Annotated in this window: 11 protein-coding genes; 7 read left to right on the forward strand and 4 right to left on the reverse strand. The window is 62.5% G+C overall.

Features of this window, described 5'->3' with window-relative positions; genetic code table 11:
* Nucleotides 1-5: 5 nt before the first annotated feature.
* Together E9677_RS02485 and E9677_RS02490 are read right to left on the reverse strand one after the other, a co-directional pair.
* A complete protein-coding gene (locus E9677_RS02485; RefSeq protein ID WP_136556507.1) occupies nucleotides 6-1,577 on the reverse strand; it encodes a sugar ABC transporter ATP-binding protein in 1,572 nt (523 codons plus the stop codon).
* A 76-nt stretch (nucleotides 1,578-1,653) separates the two neighbouring features.
* The gene (locus E9677_RS02490; RefSeq protein ID WP_136556508.1) at nucleotides 1,654-2,667 is read right to left on the reverse strand and encodes a substrate-binding domain-containing protein; all 1,014 of its coding nucleotides are present in this window, start codon (nucleotides 2,665-2,667) and stop codon (nucleotides 1,654-1,656) included.
* A 382-nt stretch (nucleotides 2,668-3,049) separates the two neighbouring features.
* Here E9677_RS02490 and E9677_RS02495 point away from each other — a divergent pair, with 382 nt between their 5' ends.
* Nucleotides 3,050-3,796, forward strand: a complete 747-nt coding sequence (locus E9677_RS02495) for a cytochrome c oxidase assembly protein (RefSeq protein WP_328591116.1) — start codon at nucleotides 3,050-3,052, stop codon at nucleotides 3,794-3,796.
* Complete coding sequence (locus tag E9677_RS02500) at nucleotides 3,796-4,296, forward strand: CopD family protein (protein ID WP_136556509.1); 501 nt, start codon at nucleotides 3,796-3,798, stop codon at nucleotides 4,294-4,296. Before E9677_RS02495 ends, E9677_RS02500 begins: the two co-directional genes overlap by 1 nt.
* Here E9677_RS02500 and E9677_RS02505 read toward each other — a convergent pair.
* A complete protein-coding gene (locus E9677_RS02505) occupies nucleotides 4,274-4,780 on the reverse strand; it encodes a DUF2231 domain-containing protein (RefSeq protein ID WP_136556510.1) in 507 nt (168 codons plus the stop codon). The genes E9677_RS02500 and E9677_RS02505 overlap by 23 nt on opposite strands.
* Before the next feature lie 42 nt (nucleotides 4,781-4,822).
* Between E9677_RS02505 and coxB the strand changes: the two genes are divergently transcribed.
* The 5 genes from coxB (at nucleotide 4,823) to E9677_RS02530 (ending at nucleotide 12,288) form a co-directional block, all read left to right on the forward strand.
* Nucleotides 4,823-5,521, forward strand: coding sequence for a cytochrome c oxidase subunit II (coxB, locus tag E9677_RS02510; RefSeq protein WP_136556511.1), 699 nt, complete (start codon nucleotides 4,823-4,825; stop codon nucleotides 5,519-5,521).
* Nucleotides 5,518-8,043: a cytochrome c oxidase subunit I gene (ctaD, locus tag E9677_RS02515; RefSeq protein WP_136556512.1), complete on the forward strand. Its 2,526-nt coding sequence runs from the start codon at nucleotides 5,518-5,520 to the stop codon at nucleotides 8,041-8,043. The genes coxB and ctaD overlap by 4 nt, the downstream gene beginning before the upstream one ends.
* A gap of 1 nt (nucleotide 8,044) precedes the next feature.
* Nucleotides 8,045-8,380 (forward strand): hypothetical protein, encoded by a 336-nt coding sequence (locus tag E9677_RS02520; RefSeq protein WP_136556513.1) that lies wholly within the window; start codon nucleotides 8,045-8,047, stop codon nucleotides 8,378-8,380.
* Nucleotides 8,381-8,500: 120 nt separating this feature from the next.
* Nucleotides 8,501-9,415 carry a FecR domain-containing protein gene (locus tag E9677_RS02525; protein ID WP_136556514.1) on the forward strand — a complete coding sequence of 305 codons (915 nt, stop codon included), beginning with the start codon at nucleotides 8,501-8,503 and terminating at the stop codon, nucleotides 9,413-9,415.
* Nucleotides 9,416-9,453: 38 nt separating this feature from the next.
* Nucleotides 9,454-12,288, forward strand: a complete 2,835-nt coding sequence (locus E9677_RS02530) for an EAL domain-containing protein (RefSeq protein ID WP_136556515.1) — start codon at nucleotides 9,454-9,456, stop codon at nucleotides 12,286-12,288.
* On the opposite strand, the gene E9677_RS02535 is transcribed toward E9677_RS02530, so the two are convergent.
* Entirely contained in the window at nucleotides 12,263-12,625 is a 363-nt protein-coding gene (locus E9677_RS02535; RefSeq protein WP_136556516.1) for a YbaN family protein, read from the reverse strand. The two genes, E9677_RS02530 and E9677_RS02535, sit on opposite strands and share 26 nt — an antisense overlap.
* Nucleotides 12,626-12,734: the final 109 nt, after the last annotated feature.

The raw sequence follows: 12,734 nt of genomic DNA on the forward strand, positions 1-12,734 counted from the left end.
TTCCCTCATGCCTCGCCTTGCGGCGAGAAATCACCCCGTGACGCTGCGTCCTTGGGCGAGGTATCGCCCCGGGGCAGCTGACTGTTGATCGATGCGAGATGCATGATCCGTTCTTCTGTCATTTCGGCACCGGTCACCTCACCCGTGATGCGCCCCTCGCGCACCACCAGCACCCGGTCGCTGACCCCGATCAGTTCGGGGAGCTCGGAGGAGATGACAATGACGCCGACGCCCTCATTGGCGAGATCGCGGATCTGTCGGTGGATCTCGGCCTTGGCGCCGACATCGACGCCGCGCGTCGGCTCGTCGAGAAAGACGACCTGTGGTTCGACCGACAACATCTTCGCAAGCGCGACCTTCTGCTGGTTGCCGCCGCTCAAGGTGTTGACCGCGTCGCCCACCCCGTTTGAGCGCAGTTTCAGCCGTGTCCCGTAGTGCTCCGCCCGCGCGGTCTCATGACGGCGGCTGATCAGGCCGAAGGGATTGGCCACTCGCTTGAGATCAAGCGCCGAAACGTTGCTGGCGATCGACATGTTGAGAAACAGGCCGTCGCCCTTGCGGTCCTCGGAGACATAGACTAGCCCCTCGCGAATGCTGTCGCGATAGTCCCCAAGCGCGAGCTTTCGGCCCTTCAGCACGACCTCCCCCTTCGCCTTGCCTTCCAGCCTACAGATGGCGCGCACGATTTCGCTGCGCCCTGCCCCGATCAGGCCGGCCAGGCCGAGGATCTCGCCCTTGCGTAAGTCGAAGCTGACGTTGGAAACCCTGCGCCCCTCGGTCAGATCGCGCACCGAGAGGATGACATCATCCGACTTGGCGTCCGGCGCCTGCTTGGGCGGATAGAGCTTGTCGAGCACGCGCCCGACCATACTGTTGACGACATCTTCCGGGGTGATCGCCGCGACGTCCGCCGTCTTGATGTGGCAGCCGTCGCGCATGATGGTGATCCGGTCACAATGCTGGAAGATCTCCGCCATGCGGTGGGAAATGTAGATGATCGCGATGCCCCGATCAGCGAGGCGACGCATGATCTTGAACAGCGTCTGCGCTTCGGTTTCGGTGAGGGCCGCCGTCGGCTCATCGAGAATGAGGATTCGGCAGTCGAGCGTCAGCGCTTTGGCGATCTCGACGATCTGCTGCTGCGATATCGAGAGATCGCCCGCACGGCGCCTCGGATCGATATCGCCGATTTCCTTGAGGATCTCAGCGGCGCGGACGACCAGTGCGCGGTAATCCATCAATAGGGTACGGCTGCGGCCGGTTTCGGCCATGAACATGTTTTCGGCGACCGAGATCTCCGGGCAGAGGGCGATTTCCTGGTGGACGAAGCCGATGCCGAGCCGATTGGCGGCATTCGGCGAAGCGATGCGAACGGGGGCGCCGTCGAGACGGATTTCGCCGCGATCGGGCTGCAGGATGCCGTCGATAATATGCATCAGCGTCGACTTGCCCGCACCGTTTTCGCCGGCAAGCGCATGGATCTCGCCCCGGCGCAGTTCCAGTTGGGCGCCACGCAGCGCCTGGACCGGTCCGAACGACTTGTGTACATCCGTCATGCTGAGGACGACCTCGGCCATGACACCCCTCCCCTTCCCATCACTTCGACTTCCCCGGCGCCGCGAGACGCGCCGCCGGGGTCATGCAGGTCGGCGCTCAGCGCCCCTTCATGTATTCGTTGAGATCGAAGGATGCGGCATTCGCCTTTGTGATGACGGCAAAGCCATTGTCCATCGACGGCACCTGCATCGGGTTGAAGCCCGATACCTTGTAGTCGTTGAAAGGATCGATCAGGTCGGGATTGGCGCCGAGGAAGGTGTTCATGAAGCCCATGAAGCCCTGAACGCCCTGGTTCGGGTTGACTGACATATGGATATTGCCCTGCTTGATGTGTTCGAGCGTGGTGGGCGTGATGTCGGCATGCAGGATCAGCACCTGCTTCTTGGCTTCGAGCACCGCGGCGACCGCACCTTCGGCCGAGCCGGCTTCCGGGATCCAGAGCGCGCCGAGGTTCGGATTGGCCTGCAGCATGGCGGCGACTGCCTGGTAGGCGGCGTTGGAATCCTGGTTCGTCGCCTGGCGACCGACCAGCTTCATGTCCGGATGGGTTCGTTCCATGTAGTCGATGAGTGCAGTCACGCGCAGGTCGTGGTTGCTCTGGCCCGGGTTTTCGAGAACGGCATATTCACCCTTGCCGCCGAGCGCCTTGACGATCTCTTCGGCCGCGAACTTCGCCTCGGCGACGTTGTCGGAGGTGATGTAGGCGGTGCGCTTGGACTTCGGCGAGTCTGCCGCGAAGGTGGTCACGGAGATGCCGGAGTCGATTGCCCGGTTGATCGGCTCGATGAACGGATCCGACTGCATCGGATGCAGCAGGATGCCCTTCGGCTTCTTCACCAATTCCTGCTCGAAGGACGCGATCTGCTTGGTGATGTCATAGTCCGGCGTGCCGGTGAAGGCGGCCTCGCAGCCCAGCGCCTTGGCGGCCTGCTTGAAGCCCTCGAAGACGGGCACCCAATAGGGGTGGCCGGAGACCATGACGTTCATGACATAGGTTTCGCCCGGTTCGCAGGCGAATTTTCCTTCTGCATTGGCTGGCGCGACGGACACAACGGTAACGGCGGCAGCAACCAGACCGATGGCGGTCGCGGCCTTCAGACACTTCAGCATTTTCCCCTCCCAGAGATGACAAATATTTGCAATAAAATTCAGACTAAGGAATTTATTGCATGACGTGACTAATATCGCCGACCTGGTTCCACGTCAAGCACACGTGCGTAATATTTTCATTCGTGAAATTTATTGCACGCTACGATCGATCGGCCCATTCTCGCCTCAACGCGGACGAGGCGTTTCCAAGTCTGAATTCCCGACGATGAGCTGGGCAACGGCGCCTGAAGAGGGAGGAGGTCTCAGGCACTCTGAAATCTGGCAGGCCATTCCCGATGGAACAAAATCGCCGCATGGGTGTTGCGCCCGGTGGTGGTGGTTCCACGAAAGGGGAAAGCGTGTCCGGGGCAAACGATATCCTGCATCCAGAAACGGTCGGCGAATGATGGATCTCGCTATCTATTGCGGTCCCGCGCCGACGCCTGAAGAACTCTGGAGCGCGTGGAAATTCGATCCACCCGTGTTGGCGGGTATCGCTGCGATATTCCTGTTCCTGATGATCTCGGCCAAAAGCCTGCGGCAGCGCCTGGCAGCCTGGACGTCTCTTCTGTTGATGCTGCTGGCTTTTGTTTCGCCGCTTTGCGCGCTTGCTTCCGCACTTTTTTCCGCCCGTGTCGCCCATCATGTGGTGCTCGTAACACTGCTTGCTCCCGCCATCATCCTTGCGATCCCGCCTGAAATGCTGCGCAGGCCTCGTTTCCCGGCGCAGCTATCATTCATCACGCACACGGTCCTGATATGGGTCTGGCATGCGCCGGGTCCCTATCTCTTCGCGCTCAGCTCTCCCGCCGCATATTGGCTGATGGAACTCACCCTGATCGCCTCCGCCCTCTGGCTGTGGATGGACACTCTGACCCCGCAGCGTTCGGCGGGGTCAGCCATTGCGCTGCTGCTCGGCACGACCATCCAGATGGGCATGCTGGGCGCGCTCCTGACATTCTCGCGTGAACCACTCTTTGCCGCCCATATGGACAGCACCCATGCCTTTGGCTTGTCGCCGCTCGCGGATCAGCAGCTGGCCGGCCTGCTCATGTGGGTACCTGCCGCGCTTCCGTATCTCGTTGCTGCCCTTCTCAGGCTGCGCAGCGTCTTTTCCGGGCGAAGCTTCGACAGCAAGGCGCCGCGCTGATGATCGCCTTGCTCAAGTTCGTGCATATCACCGCGATCGCCATCTGGACGGCTGGGCTGATCAGCCTGCCGAGCCTTTATGTGCAGCGGGCCCATGTCGAAAATGACGACGCGCTGTACCGCATGCAGCGCATGACCCGCTTCGCCTTCGTCGCCCTGATCTCGCCGGCAGCCTTCATCGCGGTCTCGACCGGCATCGCGCTCAGCTTTCTGCGCGACGTGTTCTCACCCTGGTTTTCGTGGAAGCTCGGCTTTGTCGGGCTGCTGTCCATGTTCCATGTATTTTCCGGCCTCGTCGTCATCCGGCTTTTCCGTGAAGGCGAAGTCTATCCCGTCTGGCGTTTCGTCCTGGCCACAGCCAGTTGCTGCGCCGTCGTGGTCGCCATCCTTGTGCTGGTCCTTGCCAAACAGGCCCCGGATTTCACCCTTCCGTCCATCATGTCCGAGCCGGGAGGGCTGAAGCGCCTGCTGGAACCCTTCAATCCTTGGGCGACACCATGAGGCCGATGCCGTGATCGAAGATCAGCTTGCCCCCGTGCCAGCCGGCAACGCCGGTGAGAACGGCTGCCAGACAGGACAACAGCAACCCATGTGGCAGGACCGCATCCGGCTCGAGGAGCCTCAGGCCCCAGTTGGCGCCAGCAACCGAGATCAGCGTCACAGCCGCGATGGCATGCGCCCAGCTTGCGACGCGGGCGCGAATGCCGGGCACCAGCAGCAGCTCCACCGTTCCGACGATGCCAGCAGCCACGCCTGCGACAAAGGCGGTCCCAGCGGTCCAGAGACCGACGCGCAGCCAGAAGGGATCTGCAGTCCACCAGTAGAAGACGTCGACCGCGAGCGTTCCGAAAACCAGGGCGATGGGAAAATGCACGCTCATTGCATGCAGCGGGTGACCCGCGACAGCAATCGCGGAAGTCTTGTCCTTTTCTTCCAGCTGCTCGATGACAGGGTTGGGCGTGGTGCTCTGCGACGTCTCGGCCATGGAAATCCTCCGTTTTCGATCAAAAGGCGCGGGATGCGGGGAATGTTCCACCGCCCCTTCTTCGCATCTCTCATCGCGCTGGGACTCGCCTCCTGTTCCGGCGATCTGTCGGCGCTCGATCCGGCCGGTCCCTATGCCGGCGCGATCGCAAATCTGTGGTGGATCATGCTGGCCGGGGCCGGCGCGATCCTCACCCTGGTGCTTGTGCTCTTCGGCCTCGTTCTCTTCCGCCCCGGCTTCGGGCGCAGTCTTTCCGTCAAGGGATGGATGATCGCCGGTGGCCTCTTCCTGCCGGTTCCCGTGCTCATGGCACTGATGACCTATGGCATGGCGCAGGGCGAATATCTGATCGGCGCCTGGCAGAACGAACCCGTGATGGCCCGCGTCGAGGCGAGAGGCGCCATGTGGCGATGGGACTTCCGCTATCCCGATGTCGGGTCTGATGTCGCGACCGTGGAGACGCTCCACATTCCCGCTGGCGGTGTGGTGGAGGTCCGGGTCACCAGTGCCGATGTCGTGCACAGCTTCTGGATTCCGCGCCTGGCCGGCAAGATCGATGCCGTGCCCGGCCATACGACCGTTCTCCGGATCAAGGCTGACGTTCCCGGGCGGTATGCCGGCATCTGCGCGGAATATTGCGGCACCGGCCATGCGGGCATGCGCTTCACGGTCGAGGCCCATACGCCGGAGACATACCGGCAAAAATTGACTGCGTTGACGGCGGAAGGGCCTGCACCATGACCGACAAGACGCCCGAAAACGGTTTCGTCCCTGCAGAATCGCCGATCCGGCTGCATCACCAGCTGGACGCCATCTGGGGATCAGGACGAGGGTTGACCCGCCTCTCTGCGGTCAATCACACTGTCGTCGGAATCCGGTTCATGGTGACCGCGCTCGTCTTCTTCGCCATTGGCGGCGTTCTCGCCATGCTAATCCGCACCCAACTCGCCTCGACCAACAGCACTTTCCTCGATGCCGCCCAATATGCGCAGGTTTTCACCATGCATGGCGTCATCATGATGTTCCTCTTCGCCATCCCCTTCTTCGAGGGGCTGGCGATCTATCTCCTGCCGAAGATGCTCGGCGCGCGCGACCTCGCCTTTCCGCGCATGTCGGCCTATGGCTACTGGTGCTACCTATTCGGTGGCTCCTTCCTTGTCGCAGCACTTCTCTTCGGCATTGCGCCCGACGGCGGCTGGTTCATGTATACGCCGCTGTCGTCCCGTCCCTATTCGCCGGGGATCAATGCCGATGTCTGGCTGCTCGGCATCACCTTCGTCGAGATCTCAGCGCTGTCCGCCGCCATCGAGATCATGGTGACCATCCTGAAGCTCCGGTCGCCCGGCATGTCGCTGACGCGCATGCCGATCTTCGCCTGGTACATGCTGGTGGTCGCCGCGATGATGATCATCGGCTTTCCGCCGCTCATCCTCGGCTCCATCCTCCTCGAAGTGGAGCGCGCCTTCGACCTTCCCTTCTTCGACCCGACGCGCGGCGGCGATCCGCTGCTTTGGCAGCACCTGTTCTGGCTGTTCGGACATCCGGAGGTCTACATCATCTTCCTGCCCGCGGCCGGCGCGCTCTCGACCATCATTCCGGTCCTGTCCCGGACCCGGCTCGAAGGTTACGGCCTGATCGTGGCGGCGATCGTCGCCATGGCTTTCCTCTCCTTCGGTCTCTGGGTGCACCACATGTATACGGTGGGCATCCCGCATGTGGCGCTGTCCTTCTTCTCCGCCGCAAGCGCGCTGGTCGCCATCCCGACAGGGATCCAGATCTTTGCCTGGCTCGCGACCATGGCGCATGGGCGACCGCAGCTTTCGATCCCGATGCTGCATGTCTTCGGCTTCTTCTTCGTCTTCGTGCTCGGCGGGCTGACCGGCGTCATGCTCGCCATGGTACCCTTCGACTGGCAGGCGCACGACAGCCACTTTGTCGTCGCCCATCTGCACTACGTGCTCGTTGGCGGCTTCGTCTTTCCGATGATGGCGGCCGCCTATTACTGGCTACCGCACATCACCGGCCGGCAGCCGGTGCAGCACCTGTCGAAACCGGCCTTCTGGCTGATCTTCATCGGCTTCAACGTCACCTTTTTCGCCATGCATCTGACAGGGCTGCGCGGCATGCCTCGGCGGGTCTTCGAATATCCGCCGGAAGCCGGGTGGGAAGTCCTCAACTTCGTTTCGTCGATCGGCGGCTTCGTCATGACGATCGGCTTTGCTCTCGTCGCGCTGGACCTGATCATGCTCGTCCGTTACGGCCGCCCCTTCCGTCGCGATCCGTGGAAGGCGGGAACGCTGGAATGGGCGACACCGACGCCGCCGCCCTCCTACAACTTTGGCTCGCTTCCCCATATTGAAGACCGGGCCGACGCGCTGGAGCCGCGCGTGCTGGGGCCGGAATTGGCAGCAGGCCGTGGCTATCTCGGTTTCATGCGCAACGGATGGATGGAGACATTGACCGTCGACATGGTGACGGGACGTCTCGACCATGTCGTGGTCCTGCCCCGGCCGACCTATCTGCCCCTTTGGACCGCCATCGCGACGGCCGCCGTCTTCGCCAGCCTGCTCGCCAAACTCTATTGGGCGACACCGATCGCACTTCTCGCTGTCGTCGTTCTCTTCTTCCTCTGGACGCCATCGACGGGTTTGAAGCAGGACATCGGCCCATTGGAGGTCGGCCATGGCGACCGAGCCCTGCACCACCAGGAAGTCGCCCAGCCCCCCTCCTGGTGGGCGGTCGTCTTCGCGCTCGCTGCAGATGCCACGCTCTACACTTCGCTCATCTTCGGCGGCTTCTTCCTGTGGCTGTCGGCACCGAACTGGCCTCCACCGGATCTCGGCTTCACCTTTGCCGGCCCCTCTCTCGTTGCCGCCATCACGCTGCTCGGCGCAGCACTCTCGGCACGCATGCCTGACGGGCGAGCCGGCAGGACTGTCTCAGGCCTGGCATTCACGCTTATCGCGCACCTGCTCACCGTCGGAGCGATGTCTGTGCTCCTGATGTCGCTACCGGCACCGACGAGCCATGCGGCGCTGGCATCGGCCTTCGCCGTCGCCGCCTATGTCACGCTGCATGCGGGCATCGGCGCTGTCCTTGCGGGTTATGGCCTGTGGCGCTGGTATGGGGGCTATATTTCGATGCAGAGGAGGCTCGACCTGCGGATCGGAAGCCTCTGGCACGATTACACGGCGGTGACCGGCCTCGTGGGGCTTGCCTTTCCCTTCGTGCTGCAGAGCCTGACAGGCGCGGGAGGACGATGAGATGCGTGTCTCGCCCTTCGTGTTGATCCTGGCCGGCTTCGTCGTCTGGTCGATCGCCTTCCTTGCACTTTATGCCACCCAGGCGACCGGGTGCCGGCTGGGCTGGGACGGGATCGCGATCGGGCCTCTCTCCCTGCTCCGATTGTCGCTGACAGGCTTGTTCATCCTCGCCGTCGCGCTGCTGGCCGGGCTCTATCGGTATGGCAGCATCCATGGCCACGTTGCGACGGGACAGGCGCAAATCCTGGTAAAAATCGCCTGCATGGTACACCTCGCCGCCCTCGTCTCGACGGTCATCACCTTTTCCGGCGTGTTTTGGCTGTCGCTTTGCCGATAGCTCCAATGGTTATGAAAAAGTAACTGCCGAATAGCGACACATATGACAAAAACAACCCATTCGATTCAGCGGATTCTTAAGAAAGGTATGCTCAATTAGCCTCCTACGGGAGAACCCAAAATGCGCCTGATCATTGCCGCTTTCCTCTGTCTTGCCGTCGCCTTTATCTCCGCCCCAGCTTCGGCAGCCAGCGAGGCATGGACGGCAGCCAGAGCGACCGATCAGGTGCGGTATACGATCGACAAAGAGACTTGGCTTCCGCTCCGCAAGGGCATGGCGGTTCCCAACAGGGCATGGATCTCGACGGGTCCGCGCGGCCGCCTGCAACTGGTGCGCGGCGCCGAAAGCATCGCTTTCAAGCCCAATACACTCGCCTCGATCACTACGCGCGGCAGCAATCAGAGCCGCAAGACCGACGTCGTGCAACAGGTCGGCGAAATCAGTCTCGAAATCGAGAAACGGCAGCGGCCGCACACGACGGTGCAGACACCGTTCCTGGCTGCCGTCGTCAAGGGAACGCGCTTCACCGTCAAGGTCGGGAAGACCAATGCAGCCGTCTCCGTCAATCGTGGACTGGTACAGGTGACCAGCTTTCGCAGCGGCGAACGGAGCGATCTCGGCGCCGGCCAGCGTGCCAGCGTCGATCTATCCGGCATGAGCGTTGCCGGCGTTTCTCAAAAACCCTCAATTACGCGGGTCACGCCTTCTGCCGCGCCGGTTCGGGCCCTCAAGGACGCGCCAACGTCTGACCGCGACGCCGCAAAGGACAAGAAGGCGGAGAAAGCTCCCGGCAAGGCTTCCAACAAGGGCAGCATGAGCGCATCGAGCGACAACGGCAAGGGTCCTGGCGGCACGGGCAAAGGCAACGGCGGTGGAGCCGGCAACGGTGGCGGCAACGGTGGTGGCAACGGTGGTGGCAACGGCGGCGGTAACGGTGGCGGCAATGGTGGCGGTAACGGCGGCGGCAACGGCGGCGGTAACGGCGGCGGTAACGGTGGCGGTAACGGTGGCGGCAAGGGTAAAGGCAATGACTGAGGCCTGCCGACCGAAAGGCAAGCAGATCTGGGCCATCCATGACGGCTGATGTGAGATCATCGCGCAGCAGCCTGTCGTCACTGGTCTCCGTCAGGCTCGCCATGATCGCCTTGATCATGGCGCTGCCCTTTATTTTACCCTCGCTTTCTGCGGTTGAGCATCTCGACGATGAACTGGTGGAATTTCGAGCCACGGCAGCTCCGCGCAGCGCGACGGGGGAGTTTGTCTTCGTTGCGATCGACAAGAAGAGCCTGACGCAGGTCGGAACCTGGCCATGGCCACGCGATGTGCATGCGCAGCTGATCGACAGACTGACGGCCGCAGGCGCGCGCGACATCTTTCTCGACATCGATTTCAGCACACCCTCCAATCCCGACAGTGATGCCAGGCTCGCCAAGGCTCTCGCCGATGCCGGGGGTGGTGTGATCCTGCCGATGTTCCGGCAGCAGTTCGGGGCGCAGTCCGCCGGTCCATTGACACTGACGGCACCGATCCCGCTTTTCGCCGCTAATTCCTGGCCGGCACTCGTTGATGTCGCGCTCGACGGCGACGGCCTGATGCGCTCTTTCCCTGTCATGGACCTGATCGACGGCGTGCCTACCCAGTCCGCGCCCGCGGTACTCGCTGGCTACAGCGATGCACGCACCGGGCGTCTGGAGATTGATTTCTCCATCCGTCCCGAGACAGTGCCGATACTATCGGTCGCCGATGTCCTCACTGGCACTGCCGACATGCAAAGCCTGCAGGGCAAATCGATCGTCGTGGGCGCCTACGCCTCGGAGCTGAAGGACCTCTTCGCCGTCCCGGTTTACGGTATCCTGAGCGGCCCCATGCTGCATGTGCTGGCGACTGAAACACTGGTGCAGGACAGATTGCTGAAGCCGCTGCCGATCCAGCCTATTGCCCTGTTCCTGGCAGCGTTGATGATCGCCTATACACTCGCCCTGCACCGCCTGTCGCTGGCAGTCCCGCTCGTGGCATCCTTCACGCTCTTTACGATTGGCGAGGTGGCCGCATTCCTTCTCTACAAGCACGATGCCGTGGTCCTCGATACAGCAACTCTGTGGCTGCTACTGGCCTTCGGGCTTTTCATGCTTATGGCCGAGAAGATCGGCCTCAACGGCTGGCTCGCGGAACTCGCGATCGCGGAGAACCGCAATATTCGCCGCGTGTTGAAGCGGGTGATCAACGACAGCGTTGATCCGGTCATCGTGCTCGACCAGAAGCTGACCCTGCTCGACGCCAGCCGGACGACGACGGACGTGCTGGAACTCGAACAACCCGTCGCCCGAGGCACTCACCTGGCCAGTTTCGTGCCCGCCGCGATCCTCAATGCGGTTTTGCATCTGCAGACGGTGCATCTGGCGGACCCCGTTCGCGCGCACAGCGAGCAATTGGAGATCAGTGTCGACAGCACTGAGGGGCCGCGGCATCTCGACGTCGTCATCACCATGTCACTGTTCGAAAATCGCGGAGGCCAAGGGCTCTCCTCAGTCGGATCACATGTGGTCTGCCTGACGCTGCGCGATGTGACCGCGCGGCGGCTCTATGAGACAAAGCTCGAAGAGATGACGCGGGTAGACGATCTCACCGGTCTGCTCACGCGGCGCGGTCTCACCGAAGCGATGGCAGCGGCAGCAAGCGGTTTCACCGTCTTTGCGATCGATTTGCACCGGTTCGGCCATCTGAATGAAACGCTCGGGCGCGAAAAGGGCGACAGCGTCCTCAAGGTGGTGGCCGCCAGACTTCGGCAACATGCGGGCCTGAAAGGCCTCGCCGCGCGTGTCGCAGGCGACGTACTCTGTCTCGCCGTCCCCGGCACCGAGACCAGCGACGGACTGGAAGAGCGCGCGGAAGAACTGCTCGCCCTCTTCGAACAGCCCTTCGGCGTGGACGGGATCAAGATCCAGATCAATGCGCGGGTTGGTGCCTGCAACGGGTCGGATGAAGAGGGCGATCCAGGCAAGTGGATCGAGGCGGCAGAATTCGCGCTGATCGAGACCAAACGTGTCGGCGGCAGTGGCTGGCGCGCCTACGACCCCGCCTCGGGGCTGCGCCGCGCCCGGTCGCGCTTGGTCGAGGCAGAAATGCGCGGCGCCCTCGAACAAGGACAGTTCTTCCTGCTGTACCAGCCCCAGGTCGCGCTCTCGACCGGTCGGCTGGTCGGCGCGGAGGCCCTCATGCGCTGGCAACATCCCAAGCTCGGCATGATCTCGCCGGGTGAATTCATCGGGATCGCGGAAGCCAACGGCTTCATCTGCGATCTCGGGCAGCAGATGTTCAAGGAAGCCTGTCGCGCGGCGACCGACTGGCCGGCGCATGTCAGTGTTGCCGTCAACATTTCTCCGGTGCAGTTCCAGCGCGGCGATCTTCTGGCCGACATCCGCACCGCGCTGCGAACCACAGGGCTTGCGCCCCATCGATTGCATGTCGAGATCACCGAATCCATTTTCCTCGAACAATCCGACGAACTGTTCCTAAAGCTCGACGCGCTGCGCGATCTCGGGGTGACGATCGCGCTTGACGACTTCGGCACCGGATACTCCTCGCTCAGCTACATCTCGCAACTGCCGCTCGACAAGCTGAAGATCGACCAGTCCTTCATCCGCGACATGGTCAGCGACCCGGCGGGACAGGCCATCGTTCAGGCTGTGAGCGCGCTCGCGCACGGGCTCGGTCTCAAGGTCGTCTGCGAGGGCATCGAGGATGCGATGCAATGCGAAATGCTGACGGCAATGGGTTGCGAGGAAGGTCAGGGCTATTTCTTCGGGCGGCCGCAATCGGCACGCCAGATCCTCGAATTATCAACCGCGCATTCGCTGCTTGCCGATCGCAAGCACTCTTTCGTCACCGACCTGGCGCAGGCCGGCTGAGCACGAAGGCCGCGCAGCAAAGCAGGATGACGCCGATCAGAAGCTTGAGCCAGATCTGCGGCGGTCCGAAGAACAACACGATCCCGAAGCTCGCCGCCATCGCGGAAACCGAGGCAATTTTCGCCTTGCGCGAGATCGCGCCTTCCCGGCGCCAGTCGATGAGTGGCTGACCGTAGCGCGGGTGGTCTATCAGCCATTGCTCGAAACGGGGCGAGGAGCGCGCGAAGAGGGCGGCGGCCAGGATCATGAAGGGGGTCGTCGGCAGGACAGGCAGAAACACGCCGATGATGCCGATCGCAACCATTAGCCAGGCACAGCCAAGAATGAGCAGGCGCATCGCATTCCCTTCGCTGGCGGCCATTGCGTCGACCGGACATAGGCCATGATTCGCCACCGGCCAAGGATTTTGAGGATTGCGGCAAATGCGGCGATTTTTCGTTTGCGCC

This window comes from Peteryoungia rhizophila (assembly GCF_004912145.1).
Taxonomy (GTDB): Bacteria; Pseudomonadota; Alphaproteobacteria; order Rhizobiales; family Rhizobiaceae; genus Allorhizobium; species Allorhizobium rhizophilum.